Source organism: Phyllobacterium pellucidum, from assembly GCF_013327855.1.
In the GTDB taxonomy this organism is placed as follows: Bacteria; Pseudomonadota; Alphaproteobacteria; order Rhizobiales; family Rhizobiaceae; genus Phyllobacterium; species Phyllobacterium pellucidum.
Window position 1 is genome coordinate 93,893 of sequence record NZ_JABUMX010000006.1, and the last position, 24,122, is coordinate 118,014.

General features: G+C 59.0%; 20 protein-coding genes. 9 read left to right on the top strand and 11 right to left on the bottom strand.

Going from position 1 to position 24,122, the window contains the following annotated elements; genetic code table 11:
- Positions 1-34 precede the first annotated feature (34 nt).
- Positions 35-271 (top strand): hypothetical protein, encoded by a 237-nt coding sequence (locus tag HQ945_RS19870; protein ID WP_027232927.1) that lies wholly within the window; start codon positions 35-37, stop codon positions 269-271.
- A 5-nt stretch (positions 272-276) separates the two neighbouring features.
- On the opposite strand, the gene HQ945_RS19875 is transcribed toward HQ945_RS19870, so the two are convergent.
- Positions 277-873, bottom strand: coding sequence for a transglycosylase SLT domain-containing protein (locus HQ945_RS19875; protein ID WP_027232926.1), 597 nt, complete (start codon positions 871-873; stop codon positions 277-279).
- A 189-nt stretch (positions 874-1,062) separates the two neighbouring features.
- On the opposite strand from HQ945_RS19875, the gene HQ945_RS19880 reads away from it, so the two are divergent.
- The 5 genes from HQ945_RS19880 to HQ945_RS19900 all read left to right on the top strand — a co-directional run bounded on the left by HQ945_RS19880 (position 1,063) and on the right by HQ945_RS19900 (position 10,763).
- A complete protein-coding gene (locus HQ945_RS19880) occupies positions 1,063-3,510 on the top strand; it encodes a patatin-like phospholipase family protein (RefSeq protein ID WP_174208434.1) in 2,448 nt (815 codons plus the stop codon).
- Positions 3,511-3,791: 281 nt separating this feature from the next.
- Positions 3,792-5,501 (top strand): thiamine pyrophosphate-binding protein, encoded by a 1,710-nt coding sequence (locus tag HQ945_RS19885; protein ID WP_174208435.1) that lies wholly within the window; start codon positions 3,792-3,794, stop codon positions 5,499-5,501.
- Positions 5,502-5,554: 53 nt separating this feature from the next.
- Positions 5,555-8,407 carry a peroxidase family protein gene (locus HQ945_RS19890; RefSeq protein WP_174208436.1) on the top strand — a complete coding sequence of 951 codons (2,853 nt, stop codon included), beginning with the start codon at positions 5,555-5,557 and terminating at the stop codon, positions 8,405-8,407.
- Positions 8,404-9,801 (top strand): hypothetical protein, encoded by a 1,398-nt coding sequence (locus HQ945_RS19895; RefSeq protein ID WP_113280406.1) that lies wholly within the window; start codon positions 8,404-8,406, stop codon positions 9,799-9,801. The genes HQ945_RS19890 and HQ945_RS19895 overlap by 4 nt, the downstream gene beginning before the upstream one ends.
- A gap of 152 nt (positions 9,802-9,953) precedes the next feature.
- Positions 9,954-10,763 carry a DUF2189 domain-containing protein gene (locus tag HQ945_RS19900; RefSeq protein ID WP_027232922.1) on the top strand — a complete coding sequence of 270 codons (810 nt, stop codon included), beginning with the start codon at positions 9,954-9,956 and terminating at the stop codon, positions 10,761-10,763.
- 80 nt (positions 10,764-10,843) lie between these two features.
- Here the strand turns inward: HQ945_RS19900 and HQ945_RS19905 are convergent, their stop codons facing one another.
- The 10 genes from HQ945_RS19905 to HQ945_RS19945 all read right to left on the bottom strand — a co-directional run bounded on the left by HQ945_RS19905 (position 10,844) and on the right by HQ945_RS19945 (position 20,033).
- A complete protein-coding gene (locus tag HQ945_RS19905; protein WP_027232921.1) occupies positions 10,844-11,179 on the bottom strand; it encodes a cytochrome C oxidase subunit IV family protein in 336 nt (111 codons plus the stop codon).
- Between the two features lie 10 nt (positions 11,180-11,189).
- On the bottom strand, positions 11,190-11,915 hold the full coding sequence (locus tag HQ945_RS19910; RefSeq protein WP_027232920.1) for a heme-copper oxidase subunit III family protein: 726 nt from the start codon (positions 11,913-11,915) through the stop codon (positions 11,190-11,192).
- 10 nt (positions 11,916-11,925) lie between these two features.
- A complete protein-coding gene (locus tag HQ945_RS19915) occupies positions 11,926-12,630 on the bottom strand; it encodes a cytochrome c oxidase subunit 3 (protein ID WP_113280407.1) in 705 nt (234 codons plus the stop codon).
- Positions 12,627-14,402 carry a cytochrome c oxidase subunit I gene (gene ctaD, locus HQ945_RS19920; RefSeq protein ID WP_162737158.1) on the bottom strand — a complete coding sequence of 592 codons (1,776 nt, stop codon included), beginning with the start codon at positions 14,400-14,402 and terminating at the stop codon, positions 12,627-12,629. Before ctaD ends, HQ945_RS19915 begins: the two co-directional genes overlap by 4 nt.
- A gap of 49 nt (positions 14,403-14,451) precedes the next feature.
- Positions 14,452-15,267 (bottom strand): cytochrome c oxidase subunit II, encoded by an 816-nt coding sequence (locus tag HQ945_RS19925; RefSeq protein WP_113280408.1) that lies wholly within the window; start codon positions 15,265-15,267, stop codon positions 14,452-14,454.
- Between the two features lie 395 nt (positions 15,268-15,662).
- Complete coding sequence (locus tag HQ945_RS19930) at positions 15,663-17,558, bottom strand: CHASE2 domain-containing protein (RefSeq protein ID WP_174208437.1); 1,896 nt, start codon at positions 17,556-17,558, stop codon at positions 15,663-15,665.
- A 4-nt stretch (positions 17,559-17,562) separates the two neighbouring features.
- A complete protein-coding gene (locus HQ945_RS19935) occupies positions 17,563-18,096 on the bottom strand; it encodes a FecR domain-containing protein (protein ID WP_425500677.1) in 534 nt (177 codons plus the stop codon).
- A 152-nt stretch (positions 18,097-18,248) separates the two neighbouring features.
- On the bottom strand, positions 18,249-18,647 hold the full coding sequence (locus tag HQ945_RS22980; protein ID WP_246272738.1) for a polysaccharide deacetylase family protein: 399 nt from the start codon (positions 18,645-18,647) through the stop codon (positions 18,249-18,251).
- Entirely contained in the window at positions 18,644-18,997 is a 354-nt protein-coding gene (locus tag HQ945_RS22985) for a polysaccharide deacetylase family protein (RefSeq protein WP_343051280.1), read from the bottom strand. The genes HQ945_RS22980 and HQ945_RS22985 overlap by 4 nt, the downstream gene beginning before the upstream one ends.
- Before the next feature lie 88 nt (positions 18,998-19,085).
- On the bottom strand, positions 19,086-20,033 hold the full coding sequence (locus tag HQ945_RS19945; RefSeq protein WP_027232913.1) for a LysR family transcriptional regulator: 948 nt from the start codon (positions 20,031-20,033) through the stop codon (positions 19,086-19,088).
- A 121-nt stretch (positions 20,034-20,154) separates the two neighbouring features.
- Between HQ945_RS19945 and HQ945_RS19950 the strand changes: the two genes are divergently transcribed.
- Genes HQ945_RS19950 through tkt form a run of 3 tightly spaced genes read left to right on the top strand, consistent with a single transcriptional unit; the run spans position 20,155 to position 24,118 of the window.
- The gene (locus HQ945_RS19950) at positions 20,155-21,204 is read left to right on the top strand and encodes a class 1 fructose-bisphosphatase (RefSeq protein ID WP_113280410.1); all 1,050 of its coding nucleotides are present in this window, start codon (positions 20,155-20,157) and stop codon (positions 21,202-21,204) included.
- Positions 21,205-21,216: 12 nt separating this feature from the next.
- Positions 21,217-22,089, top strand: coding sequence for a phosphoribulokinase (locus tag HQ945_RS19955; protein WP_027232911.1), 873 nt, complete (start codon positions 21,217-21,219; stop codon positions 22,087-22,089).
- 10 nt (positions 22,090-22,099) lie between these two features.
- On the top strand, positions 22,100-24,118 hold the full coding sequence (gene tkt, locus HQ945_RS19960; protein ID WP_113280411.1) for a transketolase: 2,019 nt from the start codon (positions 22,100-22,102) through the stop codon (positions 24,116-24,118).
- The last annotated feature ends 4 nt before the right edge of the window (positions 24,119-24,122 follow it).

Genomic DNA, 24,122 nt, shown 5'->3' on the forward strand with positions numbered 1-24,122 from the left:
CTGGGAGGAGCAAATCGTTGCTGAGGGTGACAACATGCTCCAAATCGTAATCCTGATCTGCGCGACCAGTCTTTCGCCAGCCGAGTGCCAGACCAACACGGCTCTCGATGTGATCATCGGCCCGCAGGCAAACAATCCCATGATGTGTGGATTGCAGGGCCAGGCCTTCATCGCAAGAACTGCCATCGTCGGGCGGTCCCCGAACGAATATGTAAAGATCCGCTGCTCGCCGCCAAAATCCACGAAGGCGGCTGCTATCGAGCGCCTTTAGGGTTTCTATTGCTGGCCGCAGGCCTGCATCTGCGCGCCATAACTATAGGCCATCTCCGCCGTGCTGCGCGCGACCTTTTGCATGTTTGCATTGGTCTTCCAGTCGCCCCGGGCAAAGGCGTTGTGGCCGAAATAGTAGGCGAGATAGAGGTGATAGGCATCGTTGAGCTCGATGCCGTTCTTCTCGTGGCTTTGACTATGGTACCAGCCGACGAAATTCACGGCATCGGCAAAACTATTCCTGTCGGCCATGAACTTTCCGGTCTCGTTCTTGTACCGTGCCCAGGTGCCGTCGAGGGCCTGGGAATAGCCATAGGCGCTTGACGGCCGTTTCCAGGGAATGAAACCCAGCAGCTTGGTGCGGGGTGGGCGCGAATAGGCGTTATATCCGGATTCCTTGCGGATCGTCGCCATCAGGATCGGAACCGGCACACCATATTCCCGCTCTGTCTTCTTGGCCGCATCGTACCAGTTGTCAAACCAGCCGTCCTTCTGGTCGAAGACGGAGCAGACATCGTTGATGCGGCTCGGCGCGGTCGCGCAACCGGCAAAGATGAGCAACAAGCCAATTGCCGCCGATGGAAAAAGGATGGTTCGCCGCATGCCTGTCCTATACGGCGCAAAGGTTAAGAGTTTTTTGCCATGAGGCCCCAACTTTCGGCGTAGATGGCCGAGGCTGAACAGAACCGCTTCTATTTACATGGGAAACGCTTTAGGATGGCATCCGGGAACTTCGATATCTGCCTGCACATGATGATCTGACATCTTGAATGAAGTCGGAGGCGTGAATTGGTGCTTTCGTTCTTTGATATTTTCCGGAACGAACTCGATGTTGTGAATTACCGCCGACGCACCATCCAGGATGGAGCGGTCGCACGCGCAAGATCGCTTACCCGCCGGGGCAGTACCGACCTGTTTCTTCCCGATGTCGAAGTGCCATTCGCGGAAAATCCGCATTTCCTGACCCCGCGCACCGATGCTGCTCTCGCCGAGAGCGTGGTCCCCGGGCGAGAGACAACCCGGACCGTTCCCGGAAGCAATCTTGTCGGCCTTGCGCTTTCCGGCGGCGGCATACGTTCAGCGTCCTTTTCGCTTGGAGTGCTCCAGGGTCTCGACTCCCTGTCGAAGCACAATGAGCCGCGGGTGATCGATGCCATTGATTACGTTTCCGCTGTATCCGGCGGCGGTTACATCGGCACGTCGCTTGTTGCCGGTTTGATGCAGGAAAATGCAACGTTCCCCTTCGACAGCCGCCTTGATGAACAGGAAGCGCCCGAGACGCAGCATCTGCGCGACTATTCGAACTTTCTCACCGCCAATGGCGGCATCGATTACCTCGTCAGCTTCGCGCTGATTTTGCGCGGGATACTCGTCAATGCCGTCATCGTTCTGCCGGTGCTACTGCTCCTTGCGGCCCTGACCGTTGCGATTTATCCGCGACCCGACCTCTACAAGTCTTTCACATTGACGCTGATACTGGCCGGTCTCACGGCGGTCTTCATGGTGGCAAGCGCCATCTACATTTCCTTCAGGCCAGGCACCCTCCGATCGAGGGAGATCCTCGGGCAGGGCATCGGCTTGCTCGTTGTTCTCGTTCTGGTCGCGGCCGTGTTCCAGGCCCAACCCTATATCCTTGCGGCAATTATGTCGCGCGCTGGTGGTCCTGCGAATATGGATATGGCCTGGCTTTCACGGCTGTTTGCGTTGCTGACATCCGTCGCCACGGTGCTCATTGCCGCATCCCAGAAGCTCGCCAATGTGGCGAAGGCGTCAATAGGGGAGGCGACGTGGACTGCCACTCTCAAAAAATATGCAAGCCGCATTGCCCTCTATGTGGCGGCAATTATCGTCCCGCTTTTGCTTTGGCTGGTTTATATCGGCTTGAGTTACTGGGCGATCCAGAACTATTCCGGCAATCGCTGCGCCGCCGGCACGGCCGACTGGATGCGATGGCTCACTCTGTGCGATTTTAGCTCGCTGGCAATCTATCTCGTGGTCGCGCTGGCTATTGTCGTGGTCACCCTCTTCATCGGGCCCAACGCAAACTCCCTGCACAAGCTCTACCGTGACCGCCTGAGCCGCGCTTTCCTGTTCGAGCGGGCGCAGATGGGCACCCACAATGCGCCAAGCGATGTGGATACCTGGAAGTTCTCATCGTTGAAACCGCGCGCGGAAGCGACGGGAAGTTGGCTGCCGTCGGCCGCCTATGCGCCATACCTTTTGACAAATACAGCGATCAATCTCGAAGCCTCCGAAGACCTCAACAAGCGCGGGCGCAACGGCGACACCTTCATCTTCAGTCCGTTGCATGTGGGCAGCTGGTGGACGGGATACGTCCCGACGACGCGGATGGAAACCATCGTGCCGGATTTCAGTCTGGCGACGGCAATGGCAGTTTCGGGTGCCGCCGCCTCGGCGAATATGGGCCGAAATACCATCAAAGTCCTGACGTTCAGCCTGTCGCTCCTCAATATCCGCCTTGGATATTGGCTGGCAAATCCAGCGCGGCTCGATGACTTTCATTCGTGGCGCAATCGCTGGAAAGCTAAAATCGGCACTTGGTTCTTTGCCATGGAGACCCTCGGAAAGCTCAACGAGAAGCGCCTCAACGTCTATCTGACCGATGGCGGGCACATCGAGAATCTCGGCATCTATGAACTGCTGCGCCGGCGCTGCAAAGTCATTGTTGCGGTTGATGCTGAAGCGGACCCCAACATGACGTTCTCCGCCCTGGTCAACCTCGAGGTCATGGCGCGCATCGACCTCGGCATCCGCATCGAACTGCCGTGGCAGGCACTGCAGTCCAGCGCAACCGGCGTCACGGCGAGTGCGCTCTATGGCCCGAACGGTCTTCCCGGCAAGCTTGGGCCACACGCTGTGATCGGTCAGATACGCTACGATGACGGCCAGGGCATCCTTATCTATATCAAGGCCTCGCTGAGCGGTGACGAGAACGATTATGTCCTCGACTACAAGCGGCATAACCCGGCCTTTCCACACGAAACGACGGTCGATCAATTTTTCAGCGAGGAGCAATTTGAAGCTTATCGGTCGCTCGGCTTCCACGCCACGCGAGGATTGTTTGCCGGCGCCGATGATTTTGCCAAGCCACGATCGCCTTCGGCCGAATGGGAAGCGGAGGTTTCGTCCGCCCTCCAATTGCTCAACATTCCCTACGATATGCGAACTGCGATCCTTGGGCACATTGCCGAACAGCGAAATCGCGAGGGCGAGGGATAGCGCGTCAACGAAGTTGTGCGGCCTCCAAAAATTGGGCTAATCCCTATGGGTGAGAAACGCTTAAGTTCATCCGAAGAGATTGCAAGTCATTCAAAGAATGCTATGATCCGTAAAGGGTTTCTGCTCGATAAAAGACAGCATTTATTGACAGTCGTGTAAGACAAGTTCTGCCGAAAATACGATCTGTAATGTAAAGTCATCACTCTTGGTCGGGGCGCTTGCCTCGCTGGTGAGTATTTGTTGTGCAGGAGGAAGTCCTGCGCAGCCGGAGAGCGCTCGCAATGAGGATCTACGAGGCGTTGGTGAAGGGCCTGGAGAGCGTTGGCGTCGGCGCTGCGTTTGGCGGCGCCGGCGAGAACGCTGCCCAGCTGATGCTGGCGCTCAAACATTCCAAGACGATCCGGCCGGTGATCACGCGTCACGAACAGGCCGCAGCCTTCATGGCATGCGGCTACGCCATGTATTCGCGCCGCCTCGGCGTCTGTTTTGCCACGGCGGGCCCCGGCGCCTTCAATCTCTTTTCAGGGCTCGCCGTCGCCATGTCGGATTCCTATCCCATCCTCGCGATTTCGGGTTATTCGTCGCTGGAATGGAAAGGCAAGGGCGCGTTGAACGAGACGTCCGGTGTCAGCCGGACACCCGACTCCCATGCGATGTTTGTGGCGACCACCAAGAAGTCGTTTCTCCTTGAGGATGCGGCCAAGGCTTGCGACGTGCTGGAGGAGGCTGTCAACGTCGCCTTTGACGGCCGTCCGGGGCCTGTTCATATCCACGTGCCGGAAAATCTGACCCATAAGGGCGTTTCCGTTGCCAACTATCGCGACGTCGATTTGCAGATCAAGCCGGTTGTGCCCGAGACGGCAAGGGTCGAGACGGTCGCGGAAATGCTGCTCGCCGCATTGGCAAAAGGCGAGAAAGTACTCGCGCTCATCGGTTTCGGCGCAATTTTGAGCGACGCCGGCGAGCCCCTGCTTCGCCTGCTCGAACGCTACCAAATCCCGTTCGTGACGACGCTCGACGGGAAAGGGATTATCGACGAGAGCCACCCTTTGGCGATCGGCGTTTTCTGCGACAGCGGTCACAAAGCGGCGCGGGAAGCGTTCAAGGAGGCGCAGATTATTCTCGCGATCGGCAACTCCTTTGCCCAGCATGCGACCTTCAATTTCCGCAAGGACCTTCTCAAGGGCAAGAAACTCATTCATCTGAATATTGATGGCGGCGAAGTCGATAAGGTCTACAAGGCGGATACAGCGATCATCGGCGATGCAAAGCTTGCAATAACGGCGCTTTACGACCGCATGTCGGCCGAACTGGAGCCGCAGCCGAAACGAACCTTCCCCCGCTACGACTATGGATCCGACAAGATTCACGATCTGGTGGGCAAGATTCATCCGGGCCAGCTCGCCCAGGCTCTCTCACGCCGCCTGCCTGACGATGCCATCGTGCTTGCAGATGCCGGCGCGCATCTCACTTGGCTCGGATATTATCTCGAACTCAAGTCGCACCAGCGGTTTCGCAAACCAGGCGGCTTCGGTCCCATGGCGGGCAGCGTCAATGGCGCGCTCGGCGTCAAATGTGCTCATCCCGACCGCACCGTCATCGTCGGCTGCGGCGACGGCTGCTATCTGCTTTCCGGCTTCGAATTACTGACGGCGGTTCAGTATAATCTTCCAGTGATCTGGATCATCTTCAATGACAACCAGTTCAAACTGATCAAGATTTACCAGCTATCGACCTATGGCGAATCCGGTCTCGTCGAATTCGAGAATCCGGACTACGTCGCCTATGCCAACGCGTGTGGTGCGCAAGGCTTCCGGGTCGAAACGGTCGGCGCGTTTGAATCGGCCTTGGACAAGGCGCTTGCCCTCAACAAGCCGGTGCTTATCGACGCCCATATTTCACGCATGGAACTGCCTAAATACAGCTCATCGCCCGAGGGAACGCTCGCCGGATTGGTCGAGCGACTGGGAGAGAGGGTTCGTGCGCACTGAAGGCACGAAAAAAGTCGCATATTTTCTGATGTAGCCTGCGTAGGGGAACAAAAATGTCGACGTGGCGTGAGGAATATCAAGGTAGTGCGGAAGCCGAACGGCTGACGTTCGAGCGTCTGGCCCAAGACATGATGGATGTTCAGGTCAAGGCAAAGAAGCATGGCAAGGCGCCGGCAATCCAGCGTGCGTTTCATAGCAAGGCCGTCTTTTCCGCCATTGACGCGAAACTGACGTTCGTTGACGACCTTCCGGAGGAATTCCGCGCAGGATTTGCGCAGCCCGGGGCGTCATACACGACGATCGTCCGCTTTTCGAACGCCAACGGCTATGGGCAGCCTGACTACAAGCCCGACATGCGTGGCGTTGCCTTGCGCGTGAAGGTGTCGGACGACGAATTCCACGACCTGCTTGCCACCAATTTTCCCGTTTCGCATGCGCGCAATGCCGAGCAGTTCGTGGCGTTCGCCAAAGCAACGTCCGGCGGCATTTTCAGTAAACTCGCCGGCCTTGTGCAACTCGTGGTGAAATTCGGGCCGTCCGAGGTCATCCGCATGCTCCGCAATGTCACGACCGCACGCAAACGCAAGGTCTCGAGCGTCGCGCTTGAGTCCTATTGGAGCCGCGGGGCCATCCGTTGGGGCGACACGCTTGCCGTGCGCTTCATCCTGTGCCCCGCTGCCGACGCTCCGTCGGCTCCCGAACCTTCCGACAAGGATCCCGGCTACCTTTCAAACGAGTTCGCGCGCCGTCTCGATCGTGACGACGTCCGCTTCGAACTCTGCCTCCAACCCTACGTCGACGTGGCGTCCACGCCGATCGAGGATACGGCGGTTGAGTGGCTGGAATCGGTATCGCGCCCGATCAAGGTGGCCGACCTCACGATTTCGAAGCCGAATTCGGGCATCGCCGAGGCGTTCACCAATGCGAGGGTCATCGACGAGCTTTCGTTCAATCCCTGGAATACGACCGATGAATTTCGGCCCTTGGGCAATCTCAACCGTGCCCGTAAATCGGTCTACGATGCAAGCTCGGCACACCGGCATGTCTATCGCTGGCGAACTGAAACGCCGCTCCGCAACCGCGTGCTCGGTGCTATTGCACGACAGGGCTTTCTGGTCATCAATCGCTACATCGAGTGGCATAAATTATCGCTGCGCCTGAGCCTGCTCAACCTTGATGCGTTCCGCTATGTGCTGCGCGAGAAGAACCTGATCGACACGGAAGTCTATGAAGCACCGCCGACAGCCCGTCCGGTCCCTCCGTCCAGCGTCGACGAGACAGTTCGCCAGGCGCGCACGTACGATGGAACGTTCAATGATTTGTCCCAGCCAAAAATGGGATCGATCGGCTCCGCCTTCGGACGCAATCTGAAGCCGGTCTTTGAGCCGGATCAGTTCGACAATCCCAATCCGGTCGAGGTGGCTCGTGAACTGCTGCACCGCGATACGTTCATTCCCGCGCGCTCGCTGAACATTCTGGCCGCCGCATGGATCCAGTTCCAGGTGCACGACTGGGTCAATCATGCGCGCAACCCGCTCGGCAAGGACGATGTCATTGTGCCATTGCCGAAGGGGATGACCTGGCAAAGCAGCGTTGGTGGTCCGCGCGAAGACGTCATGCGCATCGCCAGCAACGTGGCCGGGCGCGATCCGGTCGACGGCCAGCCACCCATCTATTTCGGCAATGCTGCCTCTCAGTGGTGGGACGGTTCGGAAGTTTATGGGCCGGACAGCAAGTCCGCCAACCTGTTGCGCGAGGGCCCGAAGCTGCGATTGGTAGACGGGCATCTGCCGGTCGACATGCGCGGCATGGAGGTTACCGGCTTCAACGAAAGCTGGTGGCTCGGTCTCAGCGCCTTGCACACGCTGTTTGCGCGCGAACACAATCTCCTGTGCGACGAGCTTCGCTCGCGCTATCGCAATTGGGATGACGAGCGCGTCTATCATACGGCCCGCCTGATCGTCTCGGCCCTGATTGCCAAGATCCACACCGTTGAATGGACGCCGGCGATCCTCGCAACGAAAGCCATAGACGTCGGCCTCTCCAGCAATTGGAACGGGCCGCCAGCCAATGACTGGCTGACCAAGCTCGGCATATGGCTGCTTGACGCGCACGCGCTGACCGGCATTCCAAAGACCCTGCCGGATCATCATGGCGCGCCATACTGCCTGACGGAGGACTTTGTCACCGTCTACCGGCTGCATCCGCTCCTGCCTGACGATTACTGCTTCTACAACCACGCCAATGGCAGCAAGATTGCGGATAAGGGGTTCCTCGACATCCAGGCAGCGGCGGCCGACGATGCGATGCGGGCGTTCGGCCTGCGCAACACGCTTTATTCGTTCGGCATCGCGCATCCGGGTGCGATCACACTGCACAATTATCCCCGCTCGCTGCTGGCGCTCGAACGCGACAACGAGATCATCGACCTTTCGGTGGTCGACCTCGTGCGCACAAGACGGCGCGGCGTGCCGCGCTACAATGATTTCCGTACCGGCCTGCATCGGCCGAGATTGAGAAGCTTCGAAGAGTTGACGACGAATCCCGCCGACATCGAGCTCCTGAAAAAGTTCTATGGAAGTATCGACCGCGTCGATACGGTCGTCGGTCTCTTTGCCGAACCCGCGCCCACCGGCTTCGGTTTCAGCGATACGGCGTTTCGTATCTTCATACTCATGGCATCACGCCGGCTGCAGAGCGACCGCTTCCTGACCGTCGATTTCAGGCCGGAGGTCTATTCGTCATTCGGCATCGACTGGATCGCCAACAACAACATGACCAGCGTCATCCTGCGGCACTGTCCGGAACTTGCCTCGGTGCTGCCGCGCACCGGCAGCGCCTTTGCGCCCTGGCGCCCGATCCTGCCGAACAGCACAATGCCGTCGATGACGGGAGCGACGCCGTGACCGAGCCGCTCCCCACCAATGCTCCCGCATCCACCGGACACCGGGGGCTCGATGCCCTCCTGAAGCGGCCGCTTTTAGAGACGATCTGGCGCCGGCGTACGCATCGGGTCAGCCAGGGAAGTACGGTGCTGGCGGGTACGATGAGCTACGAGTCGGACAAGCCACGCGAGCCGCTTTCCGAACTCGAGGAAGCCGTGCTCATCGCCATGACCGGCTGTACCGGCCTAACCATGCCGGATCGGCCCTTCGAGGATCCTGCCACGCGCAAGCCGATCATGGCGAAGCCCAATCTCAACATGCCGGGACGAACGGCGGGAAGCCCGGACAACGCGCAAGGAACGCACTTCTTTCTCATCAACGATTCCGGAACCTATTTCCTGCGCAAGCTGCCGCCGCCAGCAGACGGCAACAAGGCATTCAGCACCGAGCTTCTGGTGGAGCGCGCCAATCAGGCTAAAGTCAAAATACTCGATCACCGCCTCGATGTGCCCAACGGCAAGCGCGACTTTCCGGCCTATCTCGATTCCAACCGCTTCCTTTCGAACCTTCCCGGAACGACGGTGCTGCTCCCGGTGGTCGACCTGTCACGGCAATATATCAACGGGATGATGTACATCCTGACGCAGCCTGATGGAGCGCGCCCGGCTATTGTCGACGACCGCAACTTCTATAGGTCGGCGGGCGTGAAGAAATGGGTCGAGAAGGGCTTTCTCAACAAGGACCTGAAGGTGCCGCTCGGCGCCATTGGTTCGCTTCGCACGCAGATCGAAGCCGACCTTCTGTTGCAGAATCTCTTTCTCGTCGCCGATGCGATGGGGCTCGGCGCCTGGATACACGCCTCGATCAGTCCGCCCGTCTTGGTGGGAGACCCGAAGTTCACCAAGGACTACGGGCCCATGCTCGGACTCGATGTGGAGACGCCGAAGTGGCGCATCATGGATCTTCTGCGCTGGCATGTGCCGCTGCCGCGCTACTCCAACCTCAGGAGCAATCCGATCGGCCTGCGCCACAAGGGCGAGCATCTGATCAAGGGCATGTCACCGCCCTACTACGACTCCATGGCGAGCGCCGTTCAGGAGGTCGTACGCGAAAAATTTGGCGAGAAGGGCGGTTTCTACACAGACAAGGCCCTTTTCGCGCAGATTTACAAAGGCGACTACGGCAATCGGTACCTTTCCGAAGCTGCTGTCTACAGTTCGGATGTGATCGAGTGCGTCAAGGATATCTGCACCTATATCTATGATACCCATGGCAGGTTCCCGGCTCACTGCGATGCGATCCATGTTCCCGGCGTCTGGCTGCAGGTGCATCACGTCGATATCGACTACTATGAACGGTTCTTCCAGAACGGGCTGACCGAAGCACACCACAATCACCATAGGGATTGGCCATAGGGCGGCCTTTCTACCAGCGGTTGCCGATAGATCTGGCAAATGCATGCCGATCAGGTTATGTTTTGCTTGTGCAGGTTTAGGTCCCTTGGCCCCGCCTTTGCACGGTGCCCCCGGTACCTTTCCCGCTCGAAACGAGATTGGGAGAATTGTTCATGGCACAATTTCACGTGATAGCTGGTGCGAATGAAACGAACGTCTATCCGGAGGTTCGTCGAATTGGTGTGGCCGATGTTTTTGCCGCGCTGCGCGAGGGGCTCGATGATTTTTGGGACAAGCCCTCGCACTATGTCTTTCTCTGCCTGATATATCCGATAGCCGGTCTGGTCCTGATACGCTGGACATCCGGAGCCAACATGCTGCCGCTGCTCTTCCCGCTGATGTCGGGCTTTGCACTGGTCGGGCCGTTCGCGGCGCTGGGCCTTTACGAGATCAGCAGGCGCAGGGAACTCAATCTCGACACGTCCTGGAGCCATGCCTTCGAGGTACGCCACTCGCCGGCAATCCCATCCATCATCGCGGTCGGCGTCATGCTTCTCGTTCTGTTCGTCGCCTGGATACTGGTGGCCCAGACGCTTTATACGAACCTCTTCGGTGATCAGGTCCCCGCATCGATCGGCACATTCATGAGCCAGGTTTTCGAGACTCCGGAGGGCCTGAGGATGATCCTGCTCGGCAACGCTATCGGCTTCGTTTTCGCCGTGGTCGTTCTGTGCACCACAGTGATCGCTTTTCCGTTGCTCCTCGATCGCGACGTCGGCGCCTTTGCGGCGGTCGTCACCTCCGTGAAGGCAACGCTTGCCAATCCCGTACCGATCGCGCTCTGGGGCTTGATCGTTGCAGCGCTCCTTCTCGTGGGCTTCCTGACTTTGTTCGTCGGCTTGGCCGTGTTCATCCCGGTGCTCGGCCACGCGACCTGGCATCTCTACAAGAAGATTGTCGTGCCTGCGCCGACAGCAGCGTAACGACGATCAATTCATTTAGGCACAATGGAAACGGCGCCAGATGGCGCCGTTTCCAGTTGAGCGAAGCGCGAGAGACTAGATCACGGGCCGGCGCCGAAGAAGTTGACCCGGGTCAGCAGCGTATAGTGCGACTCCGAAACCATCATCGCGACGAATACCAGGACCAGGACGGGCGGCACGATGATGGCGTAGATGAGCGCTAGCCTCTCCCAGGCCATATGCATGAAGACAGCAACGATAAGCCCGGCCTTCAGCACCATGAAGATGAGGATCAGGCCCCACCGCAAATATCCGTGCAGGCCGAAATAATCGACGAGATAGGAACAGACGCTGAGGACGAAGAGCAGCCCCCAGACAAGCAGATAGAGCTTGATCGGATGTTCCTGATGTTCGGCATGTGCTGCAGTCTGTGCCATGTGACCCACCTCACCACAGATAGAAGAAAGCAAAAATGAAGACCCAGACGAGATCGACGAAGTGCCAATAGAGGCCCGTTATCTCGACAATCTCATAGCGTCCCTTGCGGCTCGTAAAGAAGCCGCGCTTTTCCTGATCGAAGTCCCCGCGCCAAACCTTGCGGGCAATGATGATGAGGAAGATGACGCCGATCGTCACGTGCGTGCCGTGGAAACCGGTGATCATGAAGAAACTCGATCCGAACTGGGCCGCGCCAAAGGGGTTCTCCCAGGGACGGACGCCCTCATGGATCAGCTTGGTCCATTCAAAGGCCTGCATGCCGACGAAGGTCGCGCCGAAGAGCGCGGTAAGGAGCATGAGCGCGGCGGTCTTGCGGCGGTCCCGCCGGTAGCCGTACATCACCGCCATGGCCATGGTGCCGCTGCTGCTGATCAATACGAAGGTCATGATCGCAATGAGAATAAGCGGAATGTCCTGCCCGCCAATATTGAGCGCGAAGACCTCACTGGGGTTCGGCCAGGGCACGGTGGTCGACATGCGCGCGGTCATATAGGCAAGGAGGAAACATCCGAAAACGAATGTATCGCTCAACAGGAAGATCCACATCATCGCCTTGCCCCAGGAGACATTCTTGAATGCCCGCTGGTCGGAGGCCCAGTCGGAGGCGAAGCCCTGCATTCCGGGAGCGAGCGGAGGAAGGGCAATGCCAGGCTTGGTCTTTGTGGTTTCGTGCATCGTCACACCTCTAAGTCAGCAATTGCCGGCAGATTTCGACGAAATCGTTCGCCCAGCCCGCAAGCAGGGCGAAAAGGATCAGCCATACGAGCAGCATGAAATGCCAGTACATGGCGCACAGATCGACGCTTAGCCAGATCGCCTTGGCTGGCACGCCTTTGAGAGCCCTGAAGGATGTGCGACCAAGTGCGACGAGGCCGCCTAAAATGTGCAGGCCGTGCATGCCGGTGATCAGGTAGAAGAAGCTGTTCGCCGGGTTGTCGGCGACAAGATACCCTGCCGCTGTCAGTTGACGCCAGGCCAGGATCTGACCGACGAGAAAGCCGACCGAGGTTACGAAGCTGAGGCCAAGTCCGGCCTTCACGGCTTCGAGATTACCCCGCTGCGCCTTTGCCTTGGTCCACTGCAAAGCGAGGCTGCTTGCAACGAGCAGGGCAGTATTGAACCACAACAGGCCCGGGATCGGCACGGCCCACCAGTCATTGAGGCCCATGCGCATGAAATAGGCGCTGATCAGCAGCGTGAACAAGGCGCCGACGACTGCGAGGAAGACGCCGAGCCCGATCTTTGCCGTTGGAATGGAAGATCCTTCGCGTTGGGGCGTGTCGCCGGCATGCCCGACTTCGAGCCAGGGTTTTGACATGAGCCGCTGTTGCGCCATCCACCAGGTGATGATGAGGGCAAGCGCCGCGAGGAAGATGAGGATCGCGCTCAAGACGGTTCCCTCGATATCCGGTCGTCGTTGGGCTGGTTCTGCGGAATGAAATCTTCCGCCGCGCCCGGCACGCTGTAGTCATAGGCCCAGCGATAGACGATCGGCAGGTCCTTGCCGAAATTGCCGTGCGGCGGCGGTGTCGTCGGCGTCTGCCATTCGAGCGTGGTTGCCCGCCACGGATTACCACCGGCGTCCTTGCCGTGCCGGACGCTCCAGAAGAGGTTGAACAGGAACACCATCTGGCCGGCGCCGACGATGAGCGCCACGATGGTGATGAACTCGTTCAGCGAATGTGCTGAGGGCGGCACAAAGGCGGTTTCACCCATTTCGTAGTAGCGGCGAGGCATGCCGAGCAGGCCGAGATAGTGCATCGGGAAGAAGATCAGGTAGGCGCCCAGGAACGTCACCCAGAAATGGATACGCCCGAGAGTCTCGTCCATCATCCGCCCGGTAATCTTCGGATACCAATGATAGATCGCACCAAAAACAACGAGGATCGGCGCGACGCCCATCACCATGTGAAAGTGAGCAACCACGAACAAAGTATCGGATAGCGGAACATCGACGACGACATTTCCGAGGAAGAGACCGGTTAGCCCGCCATTGAGGAAGGTGACGATGAAGGCGAGGGCAAACAGCATCGGCAGCGTGAGATGGATGTCGCCACGCCAGAGAGTCAGCACCCAATTGTAGACTTTAAGCGCCGTGGGCACGGCGATGATCAGCGTTGTCGTCGCAAAGAAGAAGCCAAAGTTGGGGTTCATGCCGCTGACATACATGTGGTGCGCCCAGACGACGAAGCTGAGCGCGCCGATGATGACGATGGCCCAGACCATCATGCGGTATCCGAAGATATTCTTGCGCGCGTGGGTGCTGATGAGATCTGAGACGATGCCGAATGCCGGCAAGGCAACGATATAGACTTCGGGATGCCCGAAGAACCAGAAAAGGTGCTGGAAGAGGATTGGGGTTCCCCCGGCGTGCTGCAACTGCTCACCCATTTCGACAATCGCCGGCATGAAGAAGCTCGTCCCCAGCAGGCGGTCGAACAGCATCATGACGGAGGCAACGAAAAGGGCAGGAAAAGCGAGGAGGGCCATGACGGTCGCGGTAAAAATGCCCCAGATCGTCAGCGGCAGGCGCATCAGCGTCATGCCGCGGGTACGGCCTTGGAGCACGGTGACCACATAGTTGAGCCCGCCCATCGTAAAGCCGATGATGAAGAAGATGAGCGACAGAAGCATCAGGACGATGCCCCAATCGGCGCCGCCGGGGGTGCCTGAAAGAACAGCCTGCGGCGGATAGAGCGTCCAGCCGGCGCCTGTCGGTCCGCCGGGCGCAAAGAAGCTGGCAACAAGTATCAAGACGGCGAGCAGATAGAGCCAGTAGCTCAGCATGTTGGCGTAGGGAAACACCATGTCGCGAGCGCCGACCATAAGCGGTATGAGATAGTTGCCGAACCCGCCGAGAAAGAGGGCGGTCAGGAGGTAGATGACCATGATCATGCCGTGCATGGTGATGAACTGGTAATAGCGCTCGGCATCGATGAAGGTGAAAACGCCCGGAAAGCCGAGTTGCAGGCGCATGAGCCATGAAAGCACGAGCGCAACGAGGCCGATCGCCATTGCCGTCATCGAATATTGAATGGCGATAACCTTGGCATCCTGGCTGAAGACGTAGGTCGTCCACCAACTGTGCGAATGATAGAGCTCCACATCTTCGACTTCCGCCGGCGGGATGGGGTCGTCCATGCTGGATGGAATATTGACCATCAATTGCCTCCCTCAATGCTCATCGCTTCGTCTCCCGAAAAGCGCATGCTCAGTTCACGGTCTTGGTCTCTCCCGATGCCATCAACTGCGTAAAGGTCTGCTGCTGCCCAAGCCACGTCTTGTAATCCTCGTCATTGTCGACGATGACGGTGCCGCGCATCTGCGGATGACCGACGCCGCAAAGTTCGGCGCACAGCACTTCGAATGTTCCGGTGCGGGTCGGGGTGAACCAGAAATAGGTGACCATGCCCGGCACCATGTCCATCTTGGCCCGGAACTCCGGCACGTAGAAATCGTGCAGCACATCAATGGAGCGCAACACCATCTTTACCGGCTTATCCATCGGCAGATGCAGCTCGCCGCCCGAAATGATTATGTCGTCGAGCCCGGCCGGGTCGTTCTTATTGATCCCCAGCGGATTATCGCTGGTCACATCGCGCGTCTCCGACGTGCCGAGTTTTCCGTCGGCGCCCGGCAGGCGGAAGCTCCACAGCCATTGCTGCCCGACAACCTCGACTTCAGTGGCGTCGCTCGGGACGGTCACGAACTGATGCCAGACGAAGAGGCCAGGCGTAAGCATTGCCGCAACGCCGATGGCGGTTACCGTCGCGAGCCAGAATTCGAGCTTACGGCTTTCAGGTTCGTAGTGCGCTTTCAATCCCGGCCTGTGGCGGAAACGATAGACGCAGTAGGCAACGAAAAGGACAACCGCGACGAAGACAACGCCGGTGATCCAGAAAGTGACGATGATTGTATTGTCGATGTAGTGCCAGTTGGAGGCAATAGGCGTCCACCACCAGGGACTCAACAGATGAAACAGAACTGACGCAACCGCTACTAGAACCAGAATGAGTACGACAGCCATTTCTTGCCACCTCCCTGCCGACATCGGCTGTGGACATGAACATGCAATCTGTAGGCGCCCAAAGGTAGCATTGCACAAAGACGAAAAACAGGCAATGACAGCAAAATTTATACCCTAGGTTGTATTGTCCGCGACCGCGAAAGGTTTTGTGCAGTGCACAACTTTATGTCCGGAAGATTTACTGAACGAATACTTATTACCCCTCCCCGCAGGTGGTGTCCGCCGTTAACAGGCAATGACCCCGTCTGGGTCTGCCCGCGCAGTAAGTTGGCTAAAATATCACAACGGCTGCAGCTGCTTAGTTGCCGTACCATTTGCCTTGATGCCAAGACAGGCGTCATCCGCAGCGACGAAACGCCGTCGCGCGCTATTACAGGCGTGTCGGCAACTGATCTTTACTTCGATATTTCAATTTGCCCGCGCGCGCTGTCGGAAGCCTTGCCTCGCCATAGCCATATGGCGATTGACCCTGCGCGCCCGCGTATCCTGGTCTCGAGCGGACCGCGAAGGACGCCCGACTTGAATGGATCGGCATTCTCCCCGGCGGCGCGCAAAATTTCTTCGCTCAACGCCAGTTCCGCCCCGTTGCTTGCGGCCACTTCCATCAACCGGCTCGCGACATTCACCGTGTCGCCCGTCGCGGTGATCTGCTGGCGCGTGCCGCTCCCCAGCCGCGAAGCCACGATCGTGCCGAAATGGGCGCCGACCTTGAAGCCTATACGGGAACTGACGGCCTCAGGCAGCGCATCCAGCCACGCGCGCGTCCGGCCACAAAGGCCAACGCAGCAATGGGCGGCATTGAGCGCGTCATCGGGACGCGACGCGGGCAATCCGAAAAGGATCATGGCGCCATCGCCCATGAAGCTCGTGATCGACCCGCTGCTGGCGGCGACTTCTTCGTCCACCAGCTGGTAGAATCCGTTGAGGAGTTCGCGCGTTGCGTTGGGTCCCAAGGTTTCGCTTAGACCGGTGAACCCTGAAAGGTCGACAAACACGACGGCGGCATCCTGGCGCACCGGCGCTGCGAGGAAATCGGGATTGCGCGCCAGCCAGTTGCCGAGTCCCGGCGCCTGCACTTGCTGCAGAAGCTTGCTCTGTTCAGCAAAATGTTGGGCCCGTCGCCTTCCGATCCACAACTGCGTTGCTCCGAAGGCGAGTGCCGGCGGGATGGCCGCAACCAGCGGCACGGCGGCGCTCAGCCAGACACCGTTGAAGAAGGCGGCGAGGTTGAGTGCGAACCAGGCAAGAACCACGCATAACGCTGCGATAAGGCCAATGGCATTGCGCCGCCAGGCGAGAAGGCTGACCAGGATGACGGGAAGGGCGGCAGCGAATCCCGCATCGACCAGCCTGACGGTGTGATCGCGGATGAGAGCGCCACCGCTCATCAAGTGGGTTATCGCTGTGGAAACAACCTCCACTCCCGGCAATACCGGATCGAATGGTGTCGGAAACACGTCACCACCGCCGGTAACGGTGGTTCCGATGACGACAATCCGGTTCTCGATGCTTTCGCGTGACAGTTTACCAGCAAGCACGTCCGCGGCGCTGATGGTGCTGATCGACCCGCGCGTGCCATAGAAGCTCAGCGGCAGGCCCTGGCCGATATCGGTTCGGATAATTTCGTCGCCGAGCAGCAATCTGCCGGGTTCCACGGCAGGTTCGACACCCTTTGCAATTGAAACCACCCGAAGCGGAAAGGATGCCTCGATGTCGCCGCCACTCTTGAACAGCATCGGAACGAGCCGTGGCGTTCCATTTCGATCGGTCGACACGTTAACGACGCCGGTCGCAGCCACATCGCCAAAGGCAGGCAAGGGCAACAGGAAGCGCTCAGCGTCGGGTACGCCCGATAGCGGGTCGGCGGCGTCATTCTGGGTTCGTTGCTGACCCTGCGGAAAAACGGCCGCCGCCGCAAGCACGACCGGTGCTTTGGCCAGAGACTGAACCAGCCGTTGGTCGCCCTCGGCCGGCCCCGGATCGATCAGCAACGTATCCACGCCGATGACCTTGGGCTTCAAGGCGGCAATTGCGTCGATCAACTCGGCAAGCTTTGCTCGCGCCGGGGGATAACTGCCAGTTTGGCTGACAGCCTCGTCGTCTATGGCAACGATGGTGACGACGTCAGGTGCTGGCTTCTGGCCACGGATGACTGTCCGCAGGTCGGTCATTGTCGCTTCGACCCGATCGATGAACCACATGTCGCCGCGCAGATGCGCAAGGCCAAGCCCTGCGCCCCAAATTCCTGCGACAACGAGGGCGATCAGCGTCTGGAGCGCTTTTCCGCTCATGAAATTATTGGCCGAAGCGTGCCATCAATGCCGCTACGCGGGGACGCGGCCAGCGTTTCACGGTGAGGGGGCTCGTGCCTTGAGCGACATCGACACCTTCGCCGGGCCCGAGAACGACCCCGGCATTTGCGGAGGGTCGCTGCACGCCGACTTGCCCACGCTCAACGAAGACCGAAGTCTTGCCAGCACCAACATCGACCGCCCACTTCGTGCCGCGCACCGCAGCGATCGCCTGTGGCGTTGTGACCTGGAACCCGGTGCCGGAACCCGGGGCGAAGTCCAGGAGCAGCGCCTTGCTCTGCAGCCGGACGCCGTCCACACGGTTGTCCCGGTTGCGGTCGACAAGCGAGTAGCGGGCACCCTTTTCAGCAATGATCGTCAAGCCACCCGTGCACTTGAGCATTTGGCGAGATGTGCCACCGACCTGCTGCAGCGAGCAGCCTGACTTGCCGACCTGCGCCGATGCCATGCTCGCCGAAAACAAGATGGCGAACAGCGACAGCGCCGCACCGCGGAAATAACGGGTCATCAGTCCCATGGAAATCTCCTTGCTTGTACCGGCGACTACGATCGTCCTGGACGATGGTACCACGCCCCTCCGTGAATATAGCCAATCCACTGGCTATAGTCCGCCATTTTGCAACTCTTGCGTGAACCAGATATACCAGGGTTGCAAGTTCATCATTTGAACTAGTCGTCAAAAGCAGAAATCTGTCCAAACTTGTAGCTGCGTTTCTTGAGGGACGCGATGAGCGATTGCAGGTTGGCTGTTCCGTTGAAGCTGTCCTGAAACATTTCGTCATGCATGAGCAGGATCAGCTTGTTCGGTCTTGCCAGCTTACCGTAGGCAAAAAGATGCTCGATCTCGCTGACGAGGTGATCGACACTCTGCACCGGCTTGCCGCTGTCGTCGTGTACCCATTCGTGATCCCAGCCGTAAAGATAGTAGCCGGAGGCAGCCACGAATTCGAAGCCGGGCTCCTCGCGGTGATCCTCCGGTTTGCCGATCGCCATGTCGTCGGATGACATGTCGGGCAGGCGGAAGACGTTTCGCCCGGGCAGGCGTGCATAAATCGGTGGACCCTTCAATCCGAGAACCTTGTTCGCCCTGGCGAGGTCGGCAAGGAGCCCTTCGACCGAAGCATAGAAATATTGTAATGGTTATAGGCATGGCTGTAACTGTGATTGCCGATCGTCACGAAGGGCAGCGACTTCGCTTTTGCCACGAGCGCCTGCCGTTCCTTGCTCGCCTCGGCATGCAAACCGACCATGAACAACGCTGCCGGCACTTGCTCGGCGTCCAGGACATTAAGGATATTCGACGTTCCGTTGAGCGGGCCGTCGTCGAATGTCAGGTAGATCGTTTTGACGGCGGCCATTGCCGGCGCGGGTCCGAGCAAGATTGCAAAGAGCAGAGCGCGATAAAACGGTGAATTCACGAATGACCCCTACGACAATCAGACTGCAACCTATTGCTCGCGAGCAATGAGTCAACCATCGGGCGAAGCATTTTCCGGTCTGTTTGCGCTATCTGTGGATGCTGCCCATATCCGGATAAAGCTTGTCGAAGAAAGGCAGGCACTGCGCGCCCTTGCGGTTGAGAAAATCCTGGAACGCCTTCATGGCAGGCGACAGGGTGCGGTCGGTGCGTACCACGGAGAACCATTGCCGGCGGATTGGCATGCCGACCACGTCGAGCATGACCAGTTTGCCGACTTCGAGTTCGAGGGCGATCGTATGGGCAGAAATGAATGCGACGCCGAGCCCGGCCATGACCGCCTGCTTGATCGTTTCGTTCGACGACATTTCGGTTCCAAGATCATCGAGCCTCCCGGGCAACTCGCTCAGAAAGATCTCGAGAGAGATGCGTGTCCCTGATCCGGGCTCGCGTACGAGGAAGTGTTCCTGGGCTATGCGTTCCTTGGTTATGTCACGGCGTTTGGCCAAGGGATGGTCTGGAGCGGCGATGACGACAAGGGGGTGATCGCCGAATACGGCCGAGCGGAGCGGGATATCCTTTGGTGGCCGGCCCATCAGGGCGATGTCGACCTCATGGCTCTTGAGACTGGCAATGGTCTCGGCCCGGTTGCCGATAAGAAGCTTGATGGCAATATCCGGATGTTCGTTCCTGAAGGTCGCCATCAGCCGCGGCGCAAAGTACTTCGCGGTTGATACGACGCCGAGATTGAGGCTGCCGACCCGCACGCCCTTGATTGCGTCAATCTCGTCATCAAGGACACGCAGCCTCTCTTCGATCATCTGGGCGGCATCCAGAAATGCGAGGCCAGCGGCAGTAGGGCGAAGCCCTTCATTGGTCCGGTCAAACAGCGATACCTTCGCCTCCTCCTCGACGAGCTTCAACTGTATTGTGACCGCAGGCGGGGTCAGGCGAAGCGCGTTTGCAGCAGCAGCGATGGTTCCGTGCTTCATGATGGCCTGGATTGCACGCAATTGCTTGAGGGTAAGATTTCGCATCCAACGAAGTTAAAATAATTTAGTGATCCAGTAAATATATTAAATTTTACTTACGGATATGAAGCTGTTTCCATGAACCCGAAGCTTGACACGGGGAGACGTCAGGCACGGGAGGAATACGATGACCACGGCGACACTAGACGCCTTTCTTGGGTCCTATTGCGAAAAGGGCGACGAGATCCGCATCGCGGTTTCCGCCGTCGTTCGCCACCTTTCTCTCACCGCCGTCAAGGTGCGCAACACCATCAATCAGGGGGCTCTGGGAAAGGCTTTCGCGAGTAGCCAGGGCAACAGGAATGCGGGTGGCGACACACAAAAGGAACTCGATATCCTTGCCGATGACATGTTCATCGAAGCGATGCGGCAGGCCCCCGTGGCGGTCTACGGTTCGGAGGAACTTGAGCATCCGGCCATTCTCAACCCTTCAGCACCCCTGGCGCTCGCCATCGACCCGCTCGACGGCTCCTCGAACATCGACACCAATGTCTCGATAGGGACAATCTTCTCCATCCTCCCGGTGGCTGGTGAACCGGACAGCGAGCCTGATGCTTCCTTTTTGCAAAAAGGGGAGGCTCAGCTCGCTGCCGGCTTTTTTATCTATGGACCGCAGCTCGCCCTGGTTCTGACCCTCGGCAGCGGCACCCACATCTTTGTGTTTTCCTCGAGGCTCGGCACCTTTGTCCAGGCCTATGAGAGCATCGTCATTGCCGACCGTGCCCATGAGTTTGCGGTCAACACGGCCAACTACCGCCATTGGGACGAGGCTGTACGTCTCTATGTCGACGATTGCCTCAAGGGCAATGAAGGCCCCCGGGGACGCGACTTCAATATGCGCTGGGTCGCCTCGCTTGTTGCCGAGGCCTATCGCATCCTCGTGCGCGGCGGCGTCTTTCTCTACCCCGGCGACCGGCGCAAGAGCTATGGCGAGGGACGGATCAGGCTCGTCTACGAAGCAAATCCGGTAGCTTTTCTAATTGAGCAGGCCGGGGGCGCCGCAACCGACACGCAAAATCGCATTCTCGGGCTGACGCCGCGAGGCATGCATCAGCGGGTTCCGCTGGTATTCGGCTCGTCCCGGGAAGTCGCCCGGATCAGCCGGTATCACACGCAGCCAAGCAGCATCGGCGAGCGAGCACCGCTCTTCAGCAACCGTGGCCTGTTCAGAGCCTGATGGGAGACGACCATGTCAGCAAAGCATCCCATCATCTCCATCACGGGCTCTTCAGGCGCCGGGACCACCTCGGTTAAGCGCATTTTCGAACTGATTTTCCGGCGCGAGGAGATCGAAGCGGCGTTCATCGAAGGCGACGCCTTCCATAAGTATGACCGTAACGCCATGAAGGAAAAGGTCGCCGAGGAAGAACAACGCGGCAATCCCAACTTCACGCATTTTCATGCCGATGCAAATGAACTGCACAAGCTCGAGGAAGTTTTCGGGGAATATGGCCGGCGCGGCACGGGCCAGACGCGGAGCTATATTCACGACGAGGATGAGGCGAAGGTGCATGAAGCGCCGGCCGGAACCTTCACGCCATGGCGCAACTTTCCGCCGAGCGACCTGCTCTTTTATGAGGGGCTGCATGGTTGCGCCGTGACGGATGAGGTCGACCTTGCCCGCCATGCCGACCTGAAGATCGGCGTGGTCCCGGTTATCAATCTCGAATGGATCCAGAAGATCCATCGCGACCGGGCAACGCGCGGCTATTCGACCGAGGCGGTCATGGATGTGATCCTGCGCCGCATGCCGGACTATGTCCGCTACATCACACCCCAGTTCACACTTACGGACATCAATTTCCAGCGTGTTCCGATCGTCGATACGTCCAACCCGTTTATCGCGCGCTGGATACCGACTCCCGACGAATCGATGCTCGTCATTCGCTTCGCCAAGCCGCGCGGCATCGATTTCCCCTACCTGCTGTCGATGATCCACGATTCCTTCATGTCCCGGGCGAATTCCATCGTCGTTCCCGGAAACAAGCTGGATCTCGCAATGCAGCTGATTTTGACCCCGCTGATCATGCAGCTGATGGAACGCAAGAACCGAGCCTCGTGAGGAGAAGACGATGAACACCCAAGCTTTCCTTCAAGAGACCCCAACCGCCGAGATTGTCAGCGAAAGCGACATGGCCAATGCGATCCGTGCGCTCGCGATGGACAGCGTGCAGAAGGCCAATTCCGGCCATCCGGGCATGCCGATGGGGATGGCCGACGTTGCGACGGTTCTGTTCAACCGCTTCATCAAGCTTGATCCCCTGCATCCACAGTGGCCGGATCGCGACCGCTTCGTCTTGTCGGCCGGTCACGGCTCAATGCTGCAATACGCTCTGCACTATCTGATCGGCTATCCCGATATGCCGATCGAGGAATTGCAGCGGTTCCGCCAGCTCGGCGCCAAGACCGCCGGCCATCCCGAGTACGGCCATGCCCAGGGTATCGAGACGACCACGGGGCCGCTCGGGCAGGGGCTTGCAACGGCGGTCGGCATGGCCATGGCCGAGCGGCTTCTGCGCCAGCGCTATGGCGAGGAAATTGTCGATCACTTCACCTATGTGATCGCCGGCGACGGCTGCCTTCAGGAAGGGATCAGCCATGAAGCGATCGATCTTGCCGGACACCTGAAACTGGCGCGACTTGTGGTGCTTTGGGACAATAACTCCATCTCGATTGATGGCCCGACATCGCTCTCGACGTCGATGGATCAACTTGCGCGGTTCAAGGCGGCCGGCTTCGAGGTTGAAGAGATCGACGGGCACGATTTCGAGGCGATTGCCGCCGCCATTACGCGGGCGCGTTTATCCGACCGGCCATCGCTGATCTCATGCCGGACGATTATCGGCAAGGGTGCACCAAAGCTCCAGGGAACAGAGAAAACCCACGGCGCACCACTTGGCGAGGCCGAGATCGCCGCCACCCGGCTCGCCATCGACTGGCCTCATCAACCTTTCGACGTTCCGGAAGCAATCGTCGAGACATGGCGCAACGTCGCCCGCCGTGGTGCAGACGAACGCCGTGAGTGGTGCGTGCGGCTTTCCGCGTCGCTCCAGACGGAAGCGTTCAAGCAGGAGGTTCAGAAGGAGCTTCCTGCGGAGCTGTTTGACGCGCTGAATGCGTTTCGCCGGGAGCACGTGGAAAAAGCGACCAAGGCTGCAACGCGCAAGGCCTCGGAGATGGTACTCGGCGTCATCAATGGTGCAACGCAAATCACGATTGGAGGGTCAGCCGACCTTACCCATTCGAACCTGACGATTACCCCAGGGCTTCGCGACATTACGTCTGACGATTTTACCGGCCGCTACATTCACTACGGCATTCGCGAACATGCGATGGCCGCCGCGATGAACGGCATCGCGCTGCATGGCGGCTTCATTCCCTATGGCGGCACTTTCCTGGCTTTTGCCGACTATGCGCGCGGCGCCATTCGGCTGTCGGCGCTGATGGGTCAGCAGGTCATCTACGTCATGACGCATGACTCGATCGGCCTTGGCGAGGATGGCCCGACGCATCAGCCGATCGAACATCTTGCGATGTTGCGCGCAACGCCCGGCATCAACGTGTTCCGCCCTGCCGACATCATCGAGACGGCGGAATGCTGGGAACTTGCCCTGCGCTATACGGACCGGCCAAGCATCATCGTTTTGTCGCGGCAGAACCTGCCCATGCTGCGCCAGGGGCATGTCGAGGAAAATCGTTCGGCCCGCGGCGCCTACGTCCTTCGCGAGCCCGCCGAGCCCCGCGCGGTCACCCTTCTTGCAACAGGCTCGGAAGTCGAGATCGCCTGCACGGCCGCCGATATCCTGCGCGGGCAGCACAAGATCGCCGCAGCGGTGGTTTCGATGCCGTCCTGGGAGCTGTTCGAAGCCCAGACGCCCGCCTATCGCCGGTCGGTTCTCGCTGCTGCGCCGCGCGTTGGAATCGAGGCGGCGGCCCGGCTCGGGTGGGATCGCTGGATCGGCGAGAAAGGGGACTTCATCGGCATGCAGGGCTTCGGCGCGAGTGCGCCCGCCTCCGATCTTTACCGTCATTTTGGCATCACGCCGGAAAACATCGTCGCGACCGCGCGCAAACTCGTTAACAAGGAATAGCGAT